Source organism: Streptomyces sp. NPDC127098 (assembly GCF_042722465.1).
Classification (GTDB): domain Bacteria; phylum Actinomycetota; class Actinomycetes; order Streptomycetales; family Streptomycetaceae; genus Streptomyces; species Streptomyces millisiae.
In genome coordinates this window covers 41,872-63,926 of record NZ_JBHXFJ010000023.1, presented here as the reverse complement: position 1 = coordinate 63,926, position 22,055 = coordinate 41,872, and the positions used below count along the sequence as shown (strand labels likewise).

Below are 22,055 nucleotides of genomic sequence, written 5' to 3'. Positions count from 1 at the left end.
ACCAGACATGTCGCACTCGCACGCGCACTCCGACGACCGGCCCGTCCGGGCCGTGAGCCGCAGACGTCTCCTGGAAGTGGGGGCCGCCGGGTTCGGCGCGCTCGCGCTCGGCGGGGTCGTCGGCGGTGGCACCGCCCGCGCCGTCGGGCGGGCCGGTTGGGAGCCGCCGGCCAACGGCTACCCGGAGTGGAACAACAACATCGCCGTCTTCGACGTCGGTGCCGAGCCGCCGCACACCACGCTGATGCCCTACGCCGACGTCGAGCAGGCCCTGACCGGCGACCGGACCAGGTCGCCGTGGCGTCTCGACCTCGACGGGACATGGAAGTTCGCCTACGCCGACCGCCCGGAGGACCGCGATCCGGAGTTCCACAGGACCGACCTCGACGACAGCTCCTGGGACACCATCCCGGTGCCCTCCTGCTGGCAACTGCACGGCTACGACCGCCCGATCTACGTCAACATCACCTATCCGTGGTGGGGTCCCAACGGCCTGGGGGAGGAGGCCCAGCCGCCGTTCGCCCCGACCCGGTACAACCCGGTCGGCCAGTACCGCCGCACCTTCACCGTCCCGGAGGGGTGGTCGGGGCGGCGGGTGTTCCTGCACTTCGAGGGCGTCAAGTCGGCGTTCTACGTGTGGGTCAACGGCGAGCCGGTGGGCTACCGCGAGGACTCCTTCACCTCGGCCGAGTACGACATCACGTCCCACCTGCGCGGCGGCACCAACCAGATCGCGGTGGAGGTCTACCGCTACTCCGACGGCGACTGGCTCGAGGACCAGGACATGATCCGGCTGAGCGGCATCTTCCGCTCGGTCCATCTCTTCTCGACGCCGGTGGTCCACCTCCGGGACTTCAAGCTCGACACCCCGCTGAGCGACGACTACACGGCGGCCGAACTGGCCGTCACCGCGTCGGTGCGGGCCTACGCCGAGGACGCCGCCACCGGGCGGTACACCGTGGAGACGCAGCTGTACGACGCCGGCGGCGACCCCGTGTGGTCGCGGCCGTTGAGCCAGCGCGTCGACGTCGGCTCGGTGCCGGCCGGCGAGGACGTCACCGTGTGGGCCGCCAGGGCGGTGCCGCGGCCGAGGCTGTGGTCGGCGGAGCACCCGTATCTCTACACGGCGGTGCTGCGGCTGCGCGACCCGGCGGGGCGGGTCGTCGAGACCCTGTCGCACCGGGTCGGCCTGCGCGAGTTCGCGCTGCGGGACGGGCTGATGCGGATCAACGGGCGGCCGGTGTCGTTCCGCGGCACCAACCGGCACGAGATGCACCCCGAGCGCGGCATGTCGCTCACCCGCGCCGACATGGTGCGGGACATCGAGGTCATGAAGCGGATGAACATGAACACGGTCCGCACCTCGCACTACCCGAACAATCCGCTGTGGCTGGAACTCACCGACGCCTACGGCCTGTACGTGGTCGACGAGACCAATCTGGAGACGCACGGCATCCGCGACGAGTACCCAGGCGACCACCAGGACTGGACCGAGGCCTGCCTGTTCCGGGCCAGGAACATGGTGCACCGGGACAAGAACCACGCCTCGGCCGTCATCTGGTCGCTGGGCAACGAGGCCGGCGGCGGCTCCACCTTCGTCGCCATGCGCGACTGGATCCGCGGCTACGACCCGACCCGCGTCATCCAGTACGAGGGCGACGACCGCCCCGAGATCAGCGACATCCGCTCGGAGATGTACACCAGGCCCGCCCAGGTCGAGCAGCGCGCGGGGAACACCGCCGACACCCGGCCGTTCGTGCTGATCGAGTACTCCCACTCGATGGGGAACTCGACGGGCAACTTCAAGAAGTACTGGGACATCATCCGCCGCCACGACGTGCTCCAGGGCGGCTGGATCTGGGACTTCGCCGACCAGTCGCTGGTCTGGCCCACGCCCGCCCGCACCGTCTTCACCGAGGCGGGTCCCGCCGGGCTGCGGGGCGAACTGCTCGCGCCGAGCGGCCGCTTCGACCGCGAGACGGGCGTCTTCGGTGGCACCGTCTTCGCGCGCGACGCCGGGCTCGACATCACCGGCTCGCTGACGCTCGAGGCATGGGTCACCCAGCACGTGACCGGCGGCCACCAGCCCGTCCTCGCCAAGGGCGACACGAGTTACGCCCTGAAGGTGACCGGCCGGTCCCTGGAGTTCTTCATCCACTCGGGCGGCCAGTGGGTCACCGCCAGTTGGCCGGTGCCGGCGGACTGGACCGGCACCGAGCACCACGTGGCGGGCGTCTTCGACGCGGCGGCCGGGACGTTGACCCTGCACGTCGACGGCCAGGCGCGGGCCACCACCAGCACGACCCGGCGGCCGGACGTCACCGCCGCCCCGCTCGCGCTCGCCACCGACGCCGACAGCCAGACCCGGGAGTTCAGCGGCACCGTGCGGCGGGCACGCGTCTACGCCCGCGCGCTGACGGTGGCCGAACTCGCCTCCGCCGAGCGCGGTCCCGGCGACGACGGCGTGCGGTTCTGGTTCGACGCGGCCACCGTCGACGTCACCCGGATCGATCCCGACCGGCCGACGTTCCTCGCCTACGGCGGCGACTGGGGCGACAACCCCAACGACGGCGCGTTCGTCGCCGACGGCGTCGTCACCGCCGACCGCGGCCACACCGGCAAGGCCGCCGAGGTCAAGCGGGTCTACCAGGCGATCAACGTGACCGCGACGGACGGAGACGCGGCCGCCGGCCTGATCACCGTCACCAACGAGTACCTCTTCACCAACCTCCGAGAGTTCGAAGGAAGTTGGGCACTGGTCCTCGACGGCGAGGTGGCCCGGCGGGGCCGGCTCAGCCGCTCCCAGCTCGACATCCCGCCCCTGTCGAGCCGGGAGATCACCGTGCCGCTGCGGCTGCCGGCCGACCCGGCGCCGGGCGCCGAGTACTTCCTCGAACTGTCCTTCACCACCCGGGAGCGCACGCCGTGGGCGGACGCCGGATTCGAGGTGGCCAGGCAGCAGCTCCCCGTCGACGCCGGCGCGCCCGCCGTGACGCCGCGCCCGCTGGACTCCGTGCCGGCGCTGCGCCACGAGGACGGCGACACGGCCGTGACAGTCACCGGGGAGGGCTTCTCCGTCACCATCGACAAGGGCACCGGGACCATCACCTCCTACGAGGCAGGCGGCGCCCGACTGGTCGACTCCGGGCCCGCGCCGAACTTCTGGCGCGCGCCCACCGACAACGACCGGGGCAACGGCCAGCACCTCCGCAACCAGACCTGGCGCGACGCCGGCGCCGACCGGACGGTGACCGGCGTGCGGGTGCGGGCGTTGCGGGACCGGGCCGTGGAGATCGCCGTCGAGGGCACCCTGCCCACCACCGTGCGGTCCACCTACACCACGACCTACACCGTCTTCGGCAACGCCGAGATCAGGGTCGACCACACGCTGCGCCCCGGCGCCGCCAGCCTCCCCTACATCCCGGAGGTCGGCACGCTCCTGTTCCTGCCCGGCCGGCTCACCACCCTGCACTACTACGGCCGGGGCCCGGAGGAGAACCAGTGGGACCGCGCCAACGGCACCGACGTCGGCCGGTACTCGTCCACCGTCGCCGAGCAGTGGACCCCGTACATCCGCCCGCAGGAGAACGGCAGCCGGACGGACGTGCGGTGGGCGGCGCTGACGGACGACACCGGCGCGGGGCTGCTCGTCTCCGGCGAGCCGCTGCTGGAGATCAACGCCTCCCACTTCACGCCCGAGGACCTGTCGGTCGGCAGGCGGCACGACTACCAGCTCGACCCCAGGGAGGAGGTCGTGCTGCGGGTGAGCCACCGCCAGATGGGCGTCGGCGGCGACGACAGCTGGGGCGCGCACACGCACGACGAGTTCAAGCTGTTCGCCGACCGGGAGTACGCCTACACCTACCGACTGCGGCCGCTCGCCGACGTCGGTGAGGCGACGGCGGCCACCCGCCGCCCGACGGCGCTGGACTGAGCACGCCGAGGGCCCCCGCCCCTGGGCGGGGGCCCTCGGCCGACGGTGCCGCCGGATTGCCCCGCGCGACAGCGCCAGCCTCTCTGACGGGGTGTTAGGGTCACCGCGTGGTCACGGCCTCGTCTCTCACCGTCACGGCGCGGGTCCGCTCCCGGACCCGTCCCGGGCGCCTGTTGTGGGTGAGCGCGCTTCTGCTCGCGCTGGTCTACATGCACGGCGTCAGCGCGGAAGGCGTGCTGGCCCACCTCGCCCCCGGCAGCTCGACCCCCGTGGTCTGCGACGGCCAGACCGAGCAGGCGGCGGCGGAGGACACGACCGAGCGGCCGCGTGAGGGCCACGGCTCGTACCAGTCGGCCGACTCGTGCGCCGCCGGGCAGCCGCAGTCCGGCCCCGGGCTGGCGCAGCCGGGCCCGGCGGTCACCGATCGGGCGCCGCTCCCGCCGCCCGACGCCTTCCCGACCGCCCTCGGGGACCGGCCACGGCCGGCGGGTCCCGCCGCCGGCTCGGCGGTCACGGCGATCCTGCGGATCTAGACCTCGGCGCGGCGTCCCTCCACCGCCGCACCTCCGCGCGGCTCCGCCGCCTCCGGGCTTCCCGTTTCCTTCCGCGCCGAGGCGCGCCGTCTCCCACCGCGGTCGACGGCCGTCTCCGCCCGCCCGCGTCCGCCGGCTTCCCCGTCGCCGTGCCGGCGCGCCTCCGTACCGATCCCTGCCCTCCGAGAGCGAGACCATGACCTCTCAGACCGTCACCGCATCCCCCGAGACCGCCCCGACCGGCCGCTCCGCGCTGCCCGGTCTGGTCGGCAACACCCCGCTGCTGCGGATCGCGGAGCCCTTCACCCCGACCGGCCGTGGTTTCTGGGCCAAGCTGGAGGGCTTCAACCCCGGCGGCATCAAGGACCGCACCGCCCTGCACATGGTCGAACGGGCCCGGGCCCGGGGCGAGCTGCGGCCTGGAGGCCGCGTCATCGAGTCCACCAGCGGCACGCTCGGCCTCGGCCTGGCCCTGGCGGGCCTGGTGTACGGCCACCCGGTCACCCTGGTCACGGACCCCGGCCTGGAACGCTCACTGACCAGGCTGCTGACGGCACACGGCGCCGAGGTCGACGTCGTGTCCGAGCCGCACCCCGCCGGCGGCTGGCAGCAGGCCCGCCGCGACCGGGTGCGGCTGCTGCTGGCACGCCATCCTGGCTCCTGGTGCCCTGACCAGTACCACAACCCCGACAACGTCTCGGCCTACACCCCGCTCGCCCTCGAACTCGCCTCCTCGCTCGGCCACATCGACGTGCTGGTGTGCAGCGTCGGCACCGGCGGCCACTCAGCCGGGATCTCCCGCGTCCTGCGGCAGCTCTACCCGGAGCTGACCGTCGTCGGCGTGGACACCGTCGGCTCGACGATCTTCGGCCAGCCCGCCAGGCCCCGGCTGATGCGCGGCCTGGGGTCGAGCATCCACCCGAGCAACGTGGCGTACGAGCACTTCTCGGAGGTGCACTGGGTGGCCCCGGCCGAGGCGGTGTGGACCTGCCGTCGGCTCGCCGCCTCGCACTACGCCACCGGCGGTTGGAGCGTCGGAGCCGTCGCCCTGGTCGCCGGCTGGTTCGCCAGGACCCGACCCGCCGAGGCCCGCGTCGTGGCGGTCTTCCCCGACGGCCCGCAGCGTTACCTCGACACCGTCTACCACGACGACTACTGCGCGGCCCACGGCCTGCTCGACGCGCCACCGGCGGCGGAGCCGGAGACGGTGGACCGCCAGGACGAGAAGGAGGCGACGCGCTGGACCCGGTGCGCGCACGTCACCGACCCGCTCGGCCGGCACGACGACGAGGAGGGCGAGTCCAGGTGACCTCCGTGATCAGGCAGCTTCGCTCCCACGAGCGCGGCGTCCGGCTGTTGATGGTCAACCAGTTCACCATCAACCTGGGCTTCTACATGCTCATGCCCTACCTGGCCGGCCACCTCTCGGGGACGCTCGGCCTCGCGGGATGGCTGGTCGGCCTGGTGCTCGGGGTGCGGAACTTCAGCCAGCAGGGCATGTTCCTGGTCGGCGGGACGCTGGCCGACAGGTACGGCTACAAGCCGCTGATCGTGGCGGGGTGCGCGCTGCGGACCGCCGGTTTCGCCACCCTCGGCCTGGTGGACTCACTGCCCGCGCTGCTCGCCGCCTCCGCGGCCACCGGGTTCGCCGGCGCGCTGTTCAACCCGGCCGTCCGCGCCTACCTGGCGGCGGACGCGGGGGAACGGCGGGTCGAGGCGTTCGCGCTGTTCAACGTCTGCTACCAGGCCGGGATCCTGCTCGGGCCGCTCGTGGGCATGGCGCTGACCGGCATCGACTTCCGCGTCACCTGCCTGGCGTCCGCCGCGGTCTTCGGCGCGCTCAGCGTTGTGCAGATCCGCGCGCTGCCGCCCCGCGGCGCCGCCGACGCCCCGCCGGGCGGCGGCGCCGGCGAGCGGGGGAGCGTCTGGTCGCGCTGGGTGAGCGTCGTGGCCAACCGGCCGTTCCTGCTCTTCTCGACGGCCATGACCGGCTCGTACGTCCTCTCGTTCCAGGTCTATCTGGCGCTGCCGCTCGAGGTACGACGGCTCGGGGGCGAGGGGGAGGCCGGCACGGCGGCGGTGGCCGTGCTGTTCGCGGTCTCCGGGCTCGCCACGATCCTCGGGCAGACGAGGGTGACCGCCTGGTGCCGGGCCAGGATGGCGCCGGGCCGGGCGCTGGCCCTGGGCGTGACGACGATGGGGCTGGCCTTCGTGCCGCTGCTGGCCGCCGGCGCCGTGCCAGGGCAGCAGGACGGCGTCGGCCGGTGGCTGCTGGCGACCGCCCCTTCGACGCTGGCCGCGCTGCTCCTCGCCGTGGGGACGATGATCGCCTACCCGTTCGAGATGGACACCATCGTCCGTCTCTCCGGCGACCGGCAGGTCGCCACCCACTACGGCCTCTACAACACCGTCTGCGGGGTGGGCATCACGCTGGGAAACCTGCTGACCGGCGCCGTGCTCGACGCCGCGCGCGAGGCGGGGTTGGCGGCGCTGCCGTGGGTCGCGCTGCTCGCCCTCGGCGTGACGTGCGGCGGCGCCGTCCTGCTCCTCCACCGGTCGGGCCGCCTCGCTCCGCCGGCCGCCCCGGAGCCGCGGCCCGTCCCGGTCTGACGGCCGGAAGCCCCTTGGTGGAATATACCCCGGAGGGGTATAGTTTCGGTGCCCGGCGAGACAGTCGCCACCGACCCGAGGGGTGATCCCATGCGGCACGAGGCCGACGACGCGCAGGCGCCCGCGCACCACCACCAGGACCACGGGCAGCACGGGCCCCACCCGACCGCCGGGGGCGCGCCGGTCGGATGGGGCATGGCCGTCAGGGCGACGCTCCACTGCCTCACCGGCTGCGCGATCGGCGAGGTGCTCGGCATGGTCATCGGGACCGCGCTGGGCTGGGGGAACGCGCCGACGATGGTGCTGGCCATCGCGCTGGCCTTCTTCTTCGGCTACTCGCTGACGCTGTACGCCGTCACCAGGGCGGGCGTCGCCCTGTCGGCCGCGATCGGCATCGCGCTGGCGGCCGACACCCTGTCCATCACGGTCATGGAGATCGTCGACAACGGCGTCCTCCTGCTGGTGCCCGGCGCGATGGAGGCGCACCTGTCGGACGGCCTGTTCTGGGGCGCGCTCGCCCTGGCCTTCGCGGTGGCCTTCCTGGTGACGACTCCCGTGAACCGGTGGCTGATCGGCCGGGGCAAGGGGCACGCGGTCGTCCACCAGTACCACCACTGAGCGCCCGTCAGTCGGCCTCGGTGGGCGGCTGCTGGCGGGCGGCGGCGGTGCGGGAGCCGACGAGGAGGAGGCACAGCACGGCGATGCCGGCGACCGCGCCCGTCACCAGCAGGAGGGGATCGAGCCGTTCCTCGGCGGCGGCCGGCTCCACGGCCACCGCGGTGGGCGAGGCGGGCGTCGGGGAGGCGTCGTGGGCGTGGGCCCCGGACTCGGTGGGTTCGGCCTCGGTTTCGGTTTCGGTACCGGTCGTGGGGTCCGGCTCGGGTTCTGTCCCGTGTTCCGTCTCGGGCGGGGCGGACGTGGGCGCCGGCTCCGACTCGTGCTCGTCGTGGCCGCCACCGCCGTGGTCCTCCGGTTCCGGTTCCGGCTCGGGGGCCGGAGCCGGTGCCTGGGTGGTCGGCTCGGGTGCCGGTTCGACCACGACGCGGGCCGTCATGTCGGGATGGACGGTGCAGTAGTAGTCGTAGGTGCCGGGCGTGGTGAAGGTGTAGCTCCACTGGTCGCCCTGCTCCAGCATGGGGGAGTCCACGGCGACCGGCCCCGCGGTGGTCAGCACGTCGTGCGGAGCGGTGTCCTGGTTGGTCCAGGTCACCGTGTCCCCGACGGAGACGGTCAACGTGGCCGGCCCGTAGGCGTAGTCGGCGATGACCACCTCGTGGGTGGCGGCGCGGGCCGGGGTCGGGGCGAGGGGCAGGACCAGGGCGGCGGCCAGCAGCAGCGTGGCCAGCAGGGCGCGTCCGGCCGCGCGGAGGCGGCGGCCGGGGCGGATCGGGGGAGAGGGCAGCGGCTTCGTCATCTCGGTCACCTTGAGCGGGTGGAGCGGGCGGCGGGGGCCGGGCAGGATGGAGGGTGCTGCCGGGCCGGCCGACTGCGACTCGGCCGGCCCGGCACGCACCCTCAGGGGTTGTCGGTGGTCGTCAGCAGTTGTCGATCAGGTAGTCACGGGCCGGCTGGAGCAGGTTCTGCGCCCAGACGGTGTGGAGTTGGACGTAGTCGTCGACGTCGAGCGCCTCCGCGATCTGCTGGCTGAGCGGGGTCTGGAGGTGGGCGCCGTTGATGTGGTCCATGAGGACGGTCAGGGTGTCGTCCAGGACGCCGCCGGCGCCCTCGGCCAGGGGGTCGAGGATGCTCGCGACCCAGGCCGTGTGGGTCTGGACGTACTGGTCGAGGTCCAGGGCGTCCTCCACCTGGCCGCTGAGGGAGCGCTCCAGGTGCGCGGAGTCGAGGTGTTCGAGGATCGGCACCAGCACCTCGTCGACGCTGCGGCAGGCCTCCTCGTCCTCGTCCTCCTCGTCGCCACCGCCGCCGGTGGAGCCGCCGGTCGAACCGCCGGAGGTGCCGCCCGAGGAGGATCCGCCGCCGGAGGTGCCGCCCGAGGAGGATCCGCCGCCGGAGGTGCCGCCGTCGGCCGAGCCGCCGGAGTGGCCCCCGCCGGAGGAGTGGCCGCCGCTGTCGCCGCCACTGTCCCCACCGGTGTCGCCGCCCGTGTCACCACCGCTGTCGCCGCCGCCCGTGGTGCCGCCGTCGCCTTCGACGACGGTGATGGCCGCGGTCATGTTCGGGTGGATCGAGCAGTAGTACTCGTAGGTGCCGGCCTCGGTGAAGGTGAACGACCAGCTGTCGCCGGTCTCCAGCGTGCCGGACTCCAGGGCCGCGGGCCCCGACGTCGTCACGACGTTGTGTGGCGCGGAGTCGTTGTTCACCCAGGTGACCGTGTCACCCACACTGACGGTCAGGGCCGCCGGGCCGTAGGCGTAGTCCGCGATCTCCACCACCTGGTCGGCCATGGTGCTCGGCTGCTCGTCGTCGACGGCGGCGACGGGCGCGGCCGGCTCCGCCGCCGGCTCGGTGTCGGCGGCGGCCACCGGTGCGGCGGCGGCCACCGGTGCGGCGGCGGCCACCGGTGCGGCGGCGGGCGCCGGGGCGGCGCCCGAGCCGGTGCTCTGGAGCACGCCCAGGCAGAGCACGGCCGAGAGCGCGGCGCCCAGGCCGGCGATCAGGAGCGTCCGGTTGCCGGTGGGGCGCGGTGGTTCGCGCCGCCGGGTCCCGCCGCCGGCGTCGGGGCTGTCGTTGTCGGTCATGTCGGAACGAACTCCTCTCGGAGGGGGACGCGTCGGCCGAGGGCCGGCCGACGCGGGAAGGCGGGTCAGCGGCCCGGAGTGGACGTGACCAGCACACTCGTCGCGGCGAGCACGGCGAGCACGAGTGCCGTCTCGGCCGCGACCGAGTAGACGAAGGGCCGGACGGTCGCGGCGTCGCCGCCGAGCCGCACGGCGGTGTCGAGCCGTCGCAGCACCCAGCGGCGGCTGAACAGGGCGGCCAGCAGCACCGCGCCGACCAGCGCGACCTTGGCCACGAGCAGCCGGCCGTAGGAGGTGCCGAGCAGGGCGTCGACGGTGCCCACCACCTGCCAGGCCAGGACGAGGCCGGCGAGCGCGATGACGGCCACCGAGCCGGCCGCGAGGCGTGAGTAGGCGGGCACCACCCGCGCCAGCTCCTCAGGACTGCGGCGCGGCAACACCGCCACCAGCAGCAGCCCGAGGCCACCGATCCAGAGCGAGACGCCGAGCAGGTGCAGCAGGTCGGCGAGCTGACCGAGCGTCGGGTCGGGCCCCTCCGCCGGGTGGCCGTACATTCCGGTGGCCCGCAGCAGCCCGAGGGCGACGGCCGCGGCGCCCACCCGCCAGCCGGGCGACCTGGCGGCGGCCGCGCCGCCCTGGAGAACGGTGGCCAGCACGACGGCGGCGAGCACCCACAGCAGGCCGCGGGCGGCGAGCGCCACCCCGGGGTCGGTGTCGAGCACGGCCCGGTAGGCGCCCGGGGTGAACGCGTCGCCGAGGGAGCCGCGGGTGGCGTAGGCGCCCTCGAGTCCCGCGGTCGCGACGGTGCCGGCCAGGCCGGTCAGCCAGGCGCCGACGAGCGCGGCGCGGGCTCGGCGGTCGGTGCCGCCGTCCGGCCAGAGCAGGGCGAGGAACGCCAGCCCGCCCACGAACAGCGCCAGGCCGAGATAGCCGGCGCCGTGGGCCACGGCGAGCCAGTCGCGGACGGCGGGGTCGGCGGCGGCCGGCCCGCCGTGGGCGACGAGTCCGCCGGTCACCGGGCCGGCTCCGCGGCGTCCTCGGCGGCGGTCAGCAGGTCGTCGGACGGCGGTTCGAGACCGGTGCACAGCGGGGGCGGCTCCGCCGAGGGGACGGCGGGGGCGGGTGCGAGGCCCGTCAGGCCGTCCAGCAGGCCGGTGACGGTGTCGACGACGGTGGTGAGCACCGGGGCCACCAGCCGTACCTCGCCCTCCGGGCAGGCGTCCTCGGATTCTTCGGGGTTCTCGGGGACCTCGGGGTCCTCGGGGTCCTCGGGCGACTCCGGGGCGGAGGGGCTCTCCGGGGCGTCGGGTCCCGGCACGATGGGCGACGGGTTGTGTTCCCCGTGCCCGGCGTCGGTCCCGGGGTCGGGAACGGGGGACGGTTGCTGGACGGGCAGGCCACCGCCACCGCCACCGCCACCGCCACCGCCGCCGAAGCCGCCGCCCGCTCCGAGGCCGCCTGACCCGTCGTCTTCCGGCTCGGGTCCCGTCTCGGGTTCGGGCTCGGGTTCTGGTTCCGGGTCGGCGGGGGGTTCGGTCGCCGCCGGGGGCGGCGCCGCGGAGCGCGCGCCGTCGTCCCGCGCGGTGAGGCCGATCCCGGAGGCGTATCCGAGGACGATCACCACCGCGCCGACCAGGGCGCCGGCGACGATCTCGTCCCGATGGTCCCGGGGCCACACGGCCCGGGCGAAGAACGGCATGACACGCCTCCTGACATGAGCTGCTCCATGGGCGGGTCACGAGTCGACCGGAGCGCGAATTCGCGCCAACTACACGTCGATTAAGCCGGGGTTGCCAGCCACTCCGCTCTCACCGACGGTGAGCTGTGAGTTCGTCGGGTTCCGTGAAGGCGTGCTCTCGGCGCGAAGGAAAGGCCCGCACTGCGAAGACGAGGTGCGTGGGTGCCGAGGCCCCGCACACCACCGCCGCGCGGCCGCTCAGCCGGCCCAGCGGCCCGACGTGAAGAGGACGGTGATGACGACCATCAGGGGCGCCACCACCACGAGATAGGCCTCGCGCACCCAGGGACGGCGCAGGCTCCAGTGGGCGAGGCCGATCCACAGGGGCCACCACAGGAGGGCGGCGCGGGGGACGGAGAGGTACCAGTAGGAGGTGCCGAGGGCCCAGAGGTTGAGGGCGACGAACACCGCCTCCGGCCAGCGGCGGTGGACCAGCAGCACCACGAGCAGCGCGAGCCCGACGGCCATCGCGATCAGTTCCAGCTGGAAGCCGAGGGCGAAGCCGGTGGTCTGGACGTGGTCGAAGGCGGCGCGCCAGGTGTTCCCGAACGCCTCGACCGGGGAGTGGAACTCCCGGTTCCAGCCGCGTTCCTGGGCGTGCTTCCAGGCCATCCAGTCGCCGGTCCTGAGGCGCAGGTACCCGGTGTAGAGGGCGGCCGGGAGTGCCGGGAGGGCGATCCAGGGCAGCGCCCGCAGGCGGCGGGCCCAGGGGTGGCCGCGGTGGGCGAGCAGGAACTCGACCAGGATCGCGGCGGCCAGGAACAGGCCGCTGATCCGGACGGTGGTGGCGGCCGCGGCGAGGAGACCGGCGAGCGGCCAGTGGCGGTTCTTCGCCGCCAGCCAGGCCGGCAGCGCGAACGCGAGGAACAGGGCCTCGGTGTAGCCGGCCGCGAGGAAGACGGCGGTGGGCGAGAGCAGCAGGAAGGCCGCGGCGCGTGGGCCGGCCAGGGCGCCGTCGGCCCGGTCGAGGCCGGCGATCCGGGCCAGGGCCACCACGGCGACCGCGCCGCTGACCAGCGATATCAGCAGGCCGGCCACCGTCCAGTCGCCGAGGACGGCGTGCACGGCGCGCAGCGCCAGCGGGAAGCCGGGGAAGAACGCCACCCGGTTGTTCTCGGCCGGCTCGACGCCTGCCATGGCGCCGAAGTAGCCGTGCTCGGCTATGTGCTGGTAGTGGCCCCAGTCCCACTGCTCCCAGCGGGACAGCCACGAGACGGGCGTGGTGGCGTCCCGCCCGGGGACCAGCCAGGTGCTGCAGTAGGTGACGAGCCACAGCCCGAGCCGGGTGAGGAGGTAGAGCCGCAGCACCCGCAGGTCGGTGGGGGTCAGCAGGTCGCGCGGCCGGCGCCGGGGGGCGGGACCCGCGGCGTGGTGGGGCCGAGGTCCCACGTCCTGTCGGGGGATCAGCGTCGTGTTCCTCACGGGGCGTCCGATCCGTCTTCCGTACCGGAGACGGTGGCGTCGTCCCGGGTCGTGGCCTCCCGGGTGTCCGCCGGCGGTGGCGGGGCCTCGGTCGCGTCGGAGGTCTCCGAGGGCTCGGGGTGGTACGGCGTGGACGCGGGGCGGGGGTCGGCGGGTCCTGACCCGTCGCCGGCGAGGGTGTCGGGCAGCAGCAGGAGGCCGAGCACGAGCCCGCAGGCGACCAGGACCGAACCGGCCGCCCTGCGCGCAGCCCGGGCGCGGCGGCGGGCGCGGACCCCGGCCATCAGGCGCTCGCGGTGCCGTGGTTCGAACGGGGCCTGCCCCGGGGCGCTGTGCATCAGGTGTGCCAGCCGCCGTTCGAACTGGTCGTGCTGCTCCGTCTGCTTCGTCTGGTCCATGGCCTCTCCCTCAGCCCACCGGCTCGATGACGTCGGCCAGCAGCCGCCGAAGCCGCGCCACGCCGCGCGCGACGTGTGACCTGGCCGTGCCCACCGGGCACCCGAGGACGCCCGCCACCTGGCCCTCGGACAGGTCCTGGTAGTAGCGCAACACCACCGCGGCCCGCTGCTTCGGCGGCAACTGGGCGAGCGCGGCCTCGAGCCGCGAGCGCTCACTGACGGTCGCGGACACGTCCCCCGCGGCCGGCGGCTCGGGCAGCTGCGCCACGGGGCGCTCGCCCCACCAGCGCCGCCGCGCCGAGCGGGCCGCCGCCCGCGCCATCACCTTGCGCACATAGGCCTCGGGGGCCTCGTCGGCGACCCTCGGCCAGGCGAACCACAGCTTGACCAGGGACTCCTGCACCAGGTCCTCGGCGCGGTGCCGATCGCCTCCGGTGAGCAGCCGGGCGAGGTGCAGCAGCCTCGACCAGCGGGCCGTCACGAACTCGTCGAACTCACCGGCCCGAGCCTGCTCCATCCACGCTGTCCTTGCTCTCGCCGGATGCCTCCATCACGGGGAAGACACTGGCACCCGTTCCGCTATGCGCCCAACGGCTGTGACGCTGATCACGGCGCGGCGGTCACGATGAGTTCGCGTGCCGTGGAGAGTCGGTACTCGCGGAGGAACAGGACACCTCGTGTGGGGAGCCACGACATGCCCGAGGACGAGCGAGAGATCAGGACCCTGGTGGAGCGGTGGGCGGCCGCCGTGCACCGGGGCGAGATGGCCGGCGTGCTCGCCGACCACGCCGACGACATCGTCATGTTCGACGTGCCGCCGCCCTACGAGGGCGTCCGCGGCATCGACGCCTACCGCGCCGTCTGGCCGCCGTTCTTCACCTGGCAGGCGGGCGGCGCCTCGTTCGAGATCGAGTCCCTCCAGGTGACCGCGGGTGACGACGTCGCCTTCGCGCACGCCCTGCTGCGCTGCGGCACCCCCGAGGAGCTGGCCGAGAGCCCGGAGAACCGGCTGCGGCTCACCCTCGGCCTCCGCAAGGAGGACGGCCGGTGGGTCGTCGCGCACGAACACCACTCCTTCCCCCACGCCCCGGAGGCCGAGCGGGAGACCGCCGAGCGGCGGATCCGGGCGATCCACCGGGACTGGTTCGACGACACCGCCGCGAAGGACCTGGACGGGTTGATGGCCCACATCGCCGACGACGTCGTCTCCTACGAGCACGACGCCCCGCTGGAGCATGTCGGCGTCGACCGCGTCCGGGAGGTCTGCCGGAGCGGGCTCGCGGCGTCGTCCGGGCCGGTCGGCTGGGAGGTCCCCGGGATGCGGGTGCTGGTCGACGGGGACCTCGCGGTCGCCTGGGGCCTCAACCGGATGACGGCCGAGGCGGAGGACGGCACGCCGGTCGAGAGTTGGTCCCGCGGCACCCGCGTGTTCCAGCGGCGGGACGGCGACTGGGTGGCGGTCCACCAGCACCTGTCATACCCCTACGACCCGGAGACCGGAGAGGCGAGGACGGACCTGACCCCGTAGCGACGGCCGGTCAGCCGCGCTCGGCCCGACCCAGCCGCTCGGTCGGCCCGCCGAAGGCGAGGAACAGGGTGCGGTGGGCGAGCAGCCACTCGCCGTCCCGCCGCTGGAACGTGTCCTCGTAGTGCCCGACCTGGGTGGGCGGCCGGGGCGGCAGCAGGCCGCCGGTGTGGCCGTCGACGCGGTAGGTCGTCAGGTAGGAGGTCGCCGTCGCGGTCGTGGGGGAGGTGAGCGTGACCAGGATGTTGGTGCACAGCCGGCGGGAGAGCCGGTCGGCGGGCCGGCCGCCGAAGTAGCGGCGCAGCGCCTCGCGCCCCTCGACGCGGCGGTCCCCGGCCGGCCACTCCCAGACGCCGTCCGGGGTGAACAGCTCGGCGACCGTCTCCGGTCGGCCGAGGTCGAGCCGGTGGACGAGCTCGACGATCAGACGTTCGCAGGCGCGTTCGGCGATGAGACGATCCGTCGGGGAGAGGGATTCGAGGTCCATCCCCCAGTCCTAGCAGCGACGGGCCGAGCGCCGACATCGCTTTTTTCGAGCCACGACGCCGCGTCGTCGCGCGGCAGAGGCCGCGTGGCCCGGCGGCGAAGCCGCCGCGGGCCGGGGGCGCCGGCCCATTCCGCGCGCACCGCGCGGAGGGCGGGTGGGTGGGGAAACAAGCCCCCGTGCGAGGCGCCGGGCACCCGGTGGCGGAGCCGCCGCGGGCCCATCCCGCGCGCACCGCGCGGTGCGCCTTTGCCGGGCGCTGGCCGGATGGCTACGCTCGCGCCCTGTGACGAGTACGGATGCGACATCAGCCTTGGAGCGCGTGCGGGTGGCCCTGGTCGGTGCCGGCCACGCGGACGAGATCGTCGAGCTGGCCACCGAGGTGCCCACCGCGGCGGCCGCCGCCGAGCAGTTGGGCTGCCCGGTGGGGGCGATCGCCAACAGCCTGGTCTTCGAGGCCGACGGCGCGCCGCTGCTGGTGGTGGCCAGCGGCGGCCACCGGGTGGACGTGAAGAAGGCCGCGCGCCACCTCGGGGTGCGCAAGGTCAGGCGCGCCACCCCGGAGTTCGTGTTCCAGGCCACCGGGCAGCTGGTCGGCGGCGTGGCGCCGGTCGGTCATCCCGCGCCGCTGCGGACCCTGGTGGACACGGCGCTGGCCGACCACCCCGAGGTGTGGGCGGGCGCCGGTGTCTCGCACGCCATGCTCCGCACGACGTTCGCCCAGCTGGTCACGCTGACCGGCGGTGATCCGGTCGACGTGGGGCAGGGATCCTCCGGCGACTAGTCTGTTCACCAGTTCGAACAGATGAGGGAAGAGCATGATCGACGTCGACGGGTACCTGGCCGTGCTGGGGGTGGACCGGCCGGCGGCCCCGACCGCTGAAGCGCTGTGGGCGCTGCACCGGGCACAGGTGGAGCGGGTCGCCTACGAGACCCTCGACAACCAGCTGGGCCGCCCGTCGGGCATCGGCGCCGCGGAGTCCGTGGCCCGGATCCTGCGCGGCCGCGGCGGCTACTGCTTCCACCTCAACGGCGCCTTCGCCGCGCTGCTGAAGGCCCTCGGCTACGACGTGACCCTGCACCGGGCCGGGGTGCAGGACGAGGTCGAGGACCCCGAGGGCCCGGGCGGCGACCACCTCGCGCTCACCGTGGGGCTCGACGGTGAGCGGTGGCTGGTCGACACCGGGCTCGCCGGCGGGATGTACGAGCCGCTGCCGCTGCGCGAGGGCACCTACACCCAGGGTCCTTTCACCTACGCGATGGCCCCGTCGACGGTGGTGCCCGGCGGCTGGCGGTTCGCCCACGACCCCCGCGGCGCCTTCACGGCGATGGTCTTCGCGCCGGAGCCCGTGGAGCTGTCCTCCTTCGCCGCGGAGCACCACCGGCTGTCCACGTCTCCCGAGTCCGGGTTCGTCCGGGTCCTCCAGGCCCAGCTCCGCGACGCCAAGGGCGTGGACATGCTGCGCGGCTGCGTGCTGCGCCGGATCGACGCCCAGAGCACGGACGAGCGGACCATCGACTCGGCCGACGACTGGTACGACGTACTGGCCGACGTGTTCCACCTGAACCTGACCGATGTCGCCGCCCCCGAGCGGGCGGCGCTGTGGGACCGCGTGCGCGCCGCACACCAGGAGTGGGAGGCGGCGGCGCGCCGGTGACGGGTCACTCCCCGGCGATCGGCAGTCGGGCCTCGTCCCGCAACAGCAGCGGGATCCGGTCCAGCGGCGCGTCGAGCGCCACGGTGGCGCCGCCCGGATAGGCCTCGCCCGTCCAGGCGCAGGTCCAGGTCGCCCCGGCCGGCAGGTAGACCTCCCGGCTGGTGGCGCCGGCCTCCGTGACCGGGGCCACCAGCAGGTCGGGGCCGAGCAGGAACTGGTCGGCGACGGTCCAGGCCCGGTCGTCGTCCGGGAACTCCAGGAACAGCGGCCGCATCACCGGCAGCCCCTCGCGGGCCGCGGTGCGCATCTGCTCGCCCACGTAGGGGCGGATACGCTCCCGCACCGCCAGGTAGCGCGCCATGATGTCGTACGCCTCCTCGCCGTAGGACCAGACCTCGTTGGGGCCGCCGGTCATCGCGCCGCCGAGCGGCAGCCACGGCAGCCGGAAGCCGTGCAGCCGGAAGATGGGGCAGAAGGCGCCGAACTGGAACCAGCGGACCAGCACCTCGCGGTAGGCCGGGTCGTCCGGGTCGCCGCCGTGGAAGCCGCCGATGTCGGTGGTCCACCAGGGGATGCCGGAGATCCCGATGCTGAGCCCGGCGGCTATCTGGGCGCGCAGCGCGGCGAAGTCGGTGCCGATGTCGCCCGACCAGACCGCGGTGCCGTAGCGCTGGCTGCCGGCCCAGGCAGAGCGGCTGAACGACATGCCGTCGGTGTCGCCGGAGGAGGCCATGCCCTCGTGGAAGGTGCGGGCGATCTCCCTCGGATAGAGGTTGGCGACCTCCTGGCCTTGGCCCGCGTGGTAGCGGAGGTTGGCCGGGTGGGCCGGCTTCATCTCCGGCTCGCAGGCGTCGAGCCACCACAGGTTGATGCCGAGGGACTGGTAGTTGGCGCGGACCTTCTCCCACACGAACGCCCGGGTGGCCGGGTTGGTGGGGTCGAGGAAGGAGACGGTGATCCGGTGGTCGGCACCCTTGTCGACCCACGTCGCGTGGGCCGCGGTGCCGTACTCGTTGGCGGCGAACAGGCCGCGGCGCGCCAACTCGTCGTAGTTGTCGCTCGACTGGTTGACGGAGGGCCAGATGGAGACCATCAGCTTGATGCCGAGGTCCGCCAACTCCCGGACCATGGCGGCCGGGTCGGGCCACTCGGCCGGGTCGAAGCGCCAGTCGCCGAGCCTGGTCCAGTGGAAGAAGTCGGCGACGATCACCGACATCGGCAGGCCCCGCCGCTTGTGTTCCCTGGCCACGGCGAGCAGTTCGTCCTGGGTGCGGTAGCGGAGCTTGCACTGCCAGAAGCCGGTCCCCCACTCCGGCATCTCGGGGGCGTGGCCCGTGGCGTCCGCGTAGGAGCGCAGGATGTCGGCCGGGGTGTCGCCGGCGGTGATCCAGTAGTCGATCTGGCGGGCCGCGTCGGCGACCCAGCGGGTGCCGGTCTCCACCAGCTCGACGCGGCCCACGGCCGGGCTGTTCCACAGCAGTCCGTAGCCGCGGTTGGAGAGCGCGAACGGGATGGAGATCTCGGTGTTGCGCTGCACCAGGTCGAGCACGGTGCCCTTGCGGTCGAGACGGCCCTGCTGGTGCTGGCCCAGACCGTAGAGCCGCTCGCCCTCGTACGCGGCGAAGTGCTGTTCGAGGCGCCGGTAGCCGTGGCCGACGGGGGTGTGCACGCGGGTGCCCGGCCACCAGAAGTGGGCGCGGCGCTCGGCGAGCAGCTCCCGTCCGTCGTCGGTGCGGACGAACCGCAGCCGGCCGTCGACGGTGAGCTCGGCGGTGAGGCGGCCGTTGACGAGGCGGGCCGGCGGGACGGGGTCGGTGGGCGAGCCGAGTCCGTTGGCGAACACCGTGAGCCCGGTCAGGTCGGGCACGGTGATCTCGGCCCGGCCAGCGGGGCGTTCCAGCAGCGCGCCGGGGATGTCGTCGCGGATCGGCCCGAGGGTGGCGCGGACCCGGACCGCGTCCGGGCCCCAGGGTTCGACGCGCAACGTCTCGTGTTCGCCGGTCCATTCGAGGCCGCCTGCGTACTCGGTGAACGTCGCGCCCGGGTCGGTGCTCGGCATGGTGTGGTGCTCTCCAGATGGTGCGGTGGGGGATGGAAGGTGGTCAGTCCTTGACCGAGCCGCCGGTGAGGCCGACCGAGATGTAGCGCTGGGCGACCACCAGCAGCACGGCGGCCGGCACCGAGGCGAGGACGGCGGAGGCCATCAGCGCGTTCCAGTCGGTGGCGTTGGCCCCGACGAAGCGGTAGATGCCGACGGTGACCGGGGTGATCGCGTCCCGCGAGGTGAGGGTGACGGCGAAGAGGAAGTCGGCCCAGGAGAAGAGGAACGCGAACAGGCCCGCGGTGATCACGCTGTTGCGGCTCATCGGCACGACGATCCGCAGGAAGGTGCGCCAGGCGCCCGCGCCGTCGAGCGCCGCCGCCTCCACCACCTCGGCCGGGATCTCCCGGAGTTGGGCGCGCAGCAGCACGGCCGCGAACGGCACGGACAGCGTGGACTGGGCGAACATCAGGCCGATGGTGTTGTTGAGCAGCCCGAGTTCGCTGTACAGCTCGAAGAGCGAGTTGGCCTTCACGATGCCGGGCAGCATCTGCACGATCAGCAGCACGAAGAGCAGCAGCGCCGCGTAGCGCAGCCGGAACTTCGCCAACGCCCAGGCCAGCGGCGCCGCGAGGGCCAGGGTGATCAGCACGTTGCCGCAGGCCACGAAGAGGCTGATGACCAGGTGCCGGCCCTGGGAGTCGAACGCGGCGCGGTAGCCGTCCAGCGTCGGGTGGTCGGGGAACCAGCGGGGCGGGATGCTCAGCAGCTCGTGGCTCGGTTGCAGCGAGGCGTTGAACATCCAGTACAGCGGGAAGAGCAGCACGCCGACGATCAGCAGCGCCAGCAGGGTCAGGCCGAGGCGGCGGGCGCCCGTCGTCGCTCTGGGTATGGACATGGTGGCTACCTCCCGGCCTGTTCGCGGCGCACGGCCCGCAGGTAGACGAGCGCGAACAGCATGGCGATGACGATCAGCACGTTGCCGACGGCCGCTCCCTGACCGAAGTGCAGTTGTGTGAAGGAGAGTTGATAGGACCAGGTGGACAGCAGCTGGGTGGCGTCGGCGGGGCCCGCCTGGGTGAGGACCATGACGACGTCGAACGCCTTGACGGTGTAGACGAGTCCGAGCATCAGGACCACGGAGGTGACCGGGCGCAGCAGCGGCCAGGTGATGTGCCGGAACCGCTGCCAGGCGCCCGCGCCGTCCAGGGCCGCGGCCTCGTAGAGCCCCGGCGGTATGGAGGTGAGGCCGCCGTAGAGGATCACCATGTTGAAGGGGATGCCGATCCACACGTTGGCGATGACGACGGCGGCCATCGCGTGGTCGGGGCTGACCAGCCACGGCACCGGGTCGTCGATCAGCCGCAGGTTCAGCAGGACGTGGTTGAGCACGCCGTAGTCCTGGTCGAGCAGCCAGCGGAAGACGGTGCCGGAGACCAGCAGCGGCAGCAGCCAGGGCAGCAGGAGCAGGGCGCGCAGCACGCCGGCCAGCGGGAAGTGGCGGCGGAAGAACAGCGCGAGGCCGAGGCCGATGGCGAACTGGAAGGCCAGCGAGGCGACGGTGAAGACCAGGGTGTTCCACAGGGTGGTGGAGAACAGCTCGTCGCCGAACACCTCGGCGTAGTTGTCGAGGCCGGTGAAGGGGGCGCCGCCGTCGTAGAACGACGTCACCGTGTAGTCCTGGAAGGACATCACGACGTTGGCGACCAGCGGGTAGCCGAAGAACACGGCCAGGTAGAGCACGGCCGGCACGTAGAAGCTGAGCCTGGCCAGGCGCGGGGTCATGGTCATGATGCGTCGGCCGCCTCTCGCTGGGCCCTGGCCAGGGCCTCCGCCGGGTCGAGCTGCCCGGTGGCGACCCGCTGCAGCGCGGTGGATATCGCCTGCGACACGGCCGGGTAGCCGGTGCCGAGGTCGACGGTGCGGGCCTCGGCGCTCGGGGCGCTGGCCACGAACGGCGCCAGGTCGGGCTGCTCACCCACAAGTCGTTCGGCCACGTCCGGATGGGCCGGCACGTCGGCACGCAGCCGCGCCCATTCGTACATGTGGTCGGGGGACAGTACGCAGTCCAGCAACTCGACGGCCTGCTCCTGCCGTTCGCCGCGCGGCACGGCCCAGGTCTCGCCGCCGAGCGGGGTGGCGGGCCGGTCGCCGGCGTTCGGCGTGGGCAGCGGCACCACGCCGTAGTCCAGGTCCTCCTCGGCGTCGAGCGCGGCGAGCTGCCAGGAGCCGTTGATCATCATGGCGGCGTGTCCGCCGACGAACTGCTCGGCGACGTCGGACTGTTGCCAGTTGAGCGCCGAGGCGGAGACCGAGCCGTCGGAGAAGAGCGAGGCCCAGAAGGTGAGGGCGGTGACGGCCTGCGGCGAGTCCAGGTCGGTGAGTTCGGCGCCCGCGCCCCACAGGAACGGCTCGAACTGCCAGGTGCCCTCCTCGGTGCCGATCGCCGAGAGCGCGAGACCGTAGCGCGAGCCCTCGGTGAGCGCGGCGGCCGCCGCACGCAACTCCTCCCAGGTGGTGGGCGGTTCGATTTCGGCGTCGGCGAAGACCGCCCGGTCGTAGAAGAGTGCCAGGCCGTTGACGCCGGGCGCGACGCCGTAGAGCTCGCCCTGGTAGCTGCCGGCCGCGAGCACGCTGTCGTAGAAGCCCTCGGTGTCGACGTGGCCGTCGAGCGGCAGCAGCGCCCCGGTCGAGGCCAGCTTGGCGAGGTCCGGGTTGTCGCTGAGCACCAGGTCGGGGAGGGTGCCGGCAGCGCCGTCGCGGAGCAGCTTGGGCACCAGCTGGGAGCGCGGCATGACCTCGCGCACCACGGTGACCCCGGTCTGCTCGCCGCAGGCGCGCAGGATCTCGGTGAGCGCGGTGTTGCCGGGCTCGGCGGTGTAGTAGTCCGCGACCGTCAGGGTGTTGGGCCCGGTCTGCGCGGTGATCAGGCCGCAGCCGGGGACCGTGGCCAGCACGGCGGCGGTGGCGGTGGCGGCTAGGGAACGGCGGGCGGGCATGGCTGGTCCATGGG

At 73.6% G+C, this 22,055-nt stretch carries 20 protein-coding genes and 1 pseudogene; 9 read left to right on the top strand and 12 right to left on the bottom strand.

The window, feature by feature from the left end; genetic code table 11:
* Positions 1-7 precede the first annotated feature (7 nt).
* The 5 genes from ACFWI8_RS17055 (at position 8) to ACFWI8_RS17035 (ending at position 7,695) form a co-directional block, all read left to right on the top strand.
* Positions 8-3,934, top strand: coding sequence for a glycoside hydrolase family 2 TIM barrel-domain containing protein (locus ACFWI8_RS17055; protein ID WP_387091601.1), 3,927 nt, complete (start codon positions 8-10; stop codon positions 3,932-3,934).
* A 179-nt stretch (positions 3,935-4,113) separates the two neighbouring features.
* Complete coding sequence (locus ACFWI8_RS17050; RefSeq protein ID WP_387091599.1) at positions 4,114-4,467, top strand: hypothetical protein; 354 nt, start codon at positions 4,114-4,116, stop codon at positions 4,465-4,467.
* 196 nt (positions 4,468-4,663) lie between these two features.
* Positions 4,664-5,776, top strand: coding sequence for a PLP-dependent cysteine synthase family protein (locus tag ACFWI8_RS17045; RefSeq protein WP_387091596.1), 1,113 nt, complete (start codon positions 4,664-4,666; stop codon positions 5,774-5,776).
* Positions 5,777-5,826: 50 nt separating this feature from the next.
* Entirely contained in the window at positions 5,827-7,077 is a 1,251-nt protein-coding gene (locus ACFWI8_RS17040) for an MFS transporter (protein WP_387091680.1), read from the top strand.
* Between the two features lie 90 nt (positions 7,078-7,167).
* A complete protein-coding gene (locus tag ACFWI8_RS17035) occupies positions 7,168-7,695 on the top strand; it encodes a DUF4396 domain-containing protein (protein ID WP_387091678.1) in 528 nt (175 codons plus the stop codon).
* A gap of 7 nt (positions 7,696-7,702) precedes the next feature.
* Here the strand turns inward: ACFWI8_RS17035 and ACFWI8_RS17030 are convergent, their stop codons facing one another.
* The 7 genes from ACFWI8_RS17030 to ACFWI8_RS17000 all read right to left on the bottom strand — a co-directional run bounded on the left by ACFWI8_RS17030 (position 7,703) and on the right by ACFWI8_RS17000 (position 13,851).
* Entirely contained in the window at positions 7,703-8,491 is a 789-nt protein-coding gene (locus tag ACFWI8_RS17030; RefSeq protein ID WP_387091593.1) for a cupredoxin family copper-binding protein, read from the bottom strand.
* A 121-nt stretch (positions 8,492-8,612) separates the two neighbouring features.
* Positions 8,613-9,776 (bottom strand): plastocyanin/azurin family copper-binding protein, encoded by a 1,164-nt coding sequence (locus ACFWI8_RS17025; RefSeq protein ID WP_387091590.1) that lies wholly within the window; start codon positions 9,774-9,776, stop codon positions 8,613-8,615.
* Between the two features lie 65 nt (positions 9,777-9,841).
* Positions 9,842-10,792, bottom strand: a complete 951-nt coding sequence (locus tag ACFWI8_RS17020; protein ID WP_387091588.1) for a copper resistance D family protein — start codon at positions 10,790-10,792, stop codon at positions 9,842-9,844.
* Positions 10,789-11,475: a hypothetical protein gene (locus ACFWI8_RS17015; RefSeq protein ID WP_387091585.1), complete on the bottom strand. Its 687-nt coding sequence runs from the start codon at positions 11,473-11,475 to the stop codon at positions 10,789-10,791. Before ACFWI8_RS17015 ends, ACFWI8_RS17020 begins: the two co-directional genes overlap by 4 nt.
* Positions 11,476-11,712: 237 nt before the next feature.
* Positions 11,713-12,936 (bottom strand): mannosyltransferase family protein, encoded by a 1,224-nt coding sequence (locus ACFWI8_RS17010; protein ID WP_387091583.1) that lies wholly within the window; start codon positions 12,934-12,936, stop codon positions 11,713-11,715.
* Complete coding sequence (locus ACFWI8_RS17005) at positions 12,933-13,334, bottom strand: cellulase (protein ID WP_387091581.1); 402 nt, start codon at positions 13,332-13,334, stop codon at positions 12,933-12,935. Before ACFWI8_RS17005 ends, ACFWI8_RS17010 begins: the two co-directional genes overlap by 4 nt.
* Before the next feature lie 10 nt (positions 13,335-13,344).
* Complete coding sequence (locus ACFWI8_RS17000; protein ID WP_387091579.1) at positions 13,345-13,851, bottom strand: SigE family RNA polymerase sigma factor; 507 nt, start codon at positions 13,849-13,851, stop codon at positions 13,345-13,347.
* Between the two features lie 177 nt (positions 13,852-14,028).
* Between ACFWI8_RS17000 and ACFWI8_RS16995 the strand changes: the two are divergent.
* Both ACFWI8_RS16995 and ACFWI8_RS16990 read left to right on the top strand, forming a co-directional pair.
* Positions 14,029-14,415 (top strand): annotated as a pseudogene (locus ACFWI8_RS16995) (YybH family protein); the annotation flags it as partial.
* A 99-nt stretch (positions 14,416-14,514) separates the two neighbouring features.
* Positions 14,515-14,862 carry a YybH family protein gene (locus ACFWI8_RS16990; protein ID WP_387091675.1) on the top strand — a complete coding sequence of 116 codons (348 nt, stop codon included), beginning with the start codon at positions 14,515-14,517 and terminating at the stop codon, positions 14,860-14,862.
* A gap of 10 nt (positions 14,863-14,872) precedes the next feature.
* On the opposite strand, the gene ACFWI8_RS16985 is transcribed toward ACFWI8_RS16990, so the two are convergent.
* Complete coding sequence (locus tag ACFWI8_RS16985) at positions 14,873-15,346, bottom strand: nuclear transport factor 2 family protein (RefSeq protein ID WP_387091576.1); 474 nt, start codon at positions 15,344-15,346, stop codon at positions 14,873-14,875.
* A 283-nt stretch (positions 15,347-15,629) separates the two neighbouring features.
* Between ACFWI8_RS16985 and ACFWI8_RS16980 the strand changes: the two genes are divergently transcribed.
* Together ACFWI8_RS16980 and ACFWI8_RS16975 are read left to right on the top strand one after the other, a co-directional pair.
* A complete protein-coding gene (locus ACFWI8_RS16980; protein ID WP_387091573.1) occupies positions 15,630-16,127 on the top strand; it encodes a YbaK/EbsC family protein in 498 nt (165 codons plus the stop codon).
* Positions 16,128-16,161: 34 nt separating this feature from the next.
* Positions 16,162-17,001: an arylamine N-acetyltransferase gene (locus ACFWI8_RS16975; protein ID WP_387091571.1), complete on the top strand. Its 840-nt coding sequence runs from the start codon at positions 16,162-16,164 to the stop codon at positions 16,999-17,001.
* 4 nt (positions 17,002-17,005) lie between these two features.
* Here the strand turns inward: ACFWI8_RS16975 and ACFWI8_RS16970 are convergent, their stop codons facing one another.
* Genes ACFWI8_RS16970 through ACFWI8_RS16955 form a run of 4 tightly spaced genes read right to left on the bottom strand, consistent with a single transcriptional unit; the run spans position 17,006 to position 22,041 of the window.
* The gene (locus tag ACFWI8_RS16970) at positions 17,006-19,060 is read right to left on the bottom strand and encodes a TIM-barrel domain-containing protein (protein WP_387091568.1); all 2,055 of its coding nucleotides are present in this window, start codon (positions 19,058-19,060) and stop codon (positions 17,006-17,008) included.
* 43 nt (positions 19,061-19,103) lie between these two features.
* The gene (locus ACFWI8_RS16965; RefSeq protein ID WP_387091565.1) at positions 19,104-19,940 is read right to left on the bottom strand and encodes a carbohydrate ABC transporter permease; all 837 of its coding nucleotides are present in this window, start codon (positions 19,938-19,940) and stop codon (positions 19,104-19,106) included.
* A 5-nt stretch (positions 19,941-19,945) separates the two neighbouring features.
* On the bottom strand, positions 19,946-20,833 hold the full coding sequence (locus tag ACFWI8_RS16960) for a carbohydrate ABC transporter permease (protein WP_387091563.1): 888 nt from the start codon (positions 20,831-20,833) through the stop codon (positions 19,946-19,948).
* A complete protein-coding gene (locus tag ACFWI8_RS16955) occupies positions 20,830-22,041 on the bottom strand; it encodes an extracellular solute-binding protein (protein WP_387091560.1) in 1,212 nt (403 codons plus the stop codon). The genes ACFWI8_RS16960 and ACFWI8_RS16955 overlap by 4 nt, the downstream gene beginning before the upstream one ends.
* Positions 22,042-22,055 lie beyond the last annotated feature (14 nt).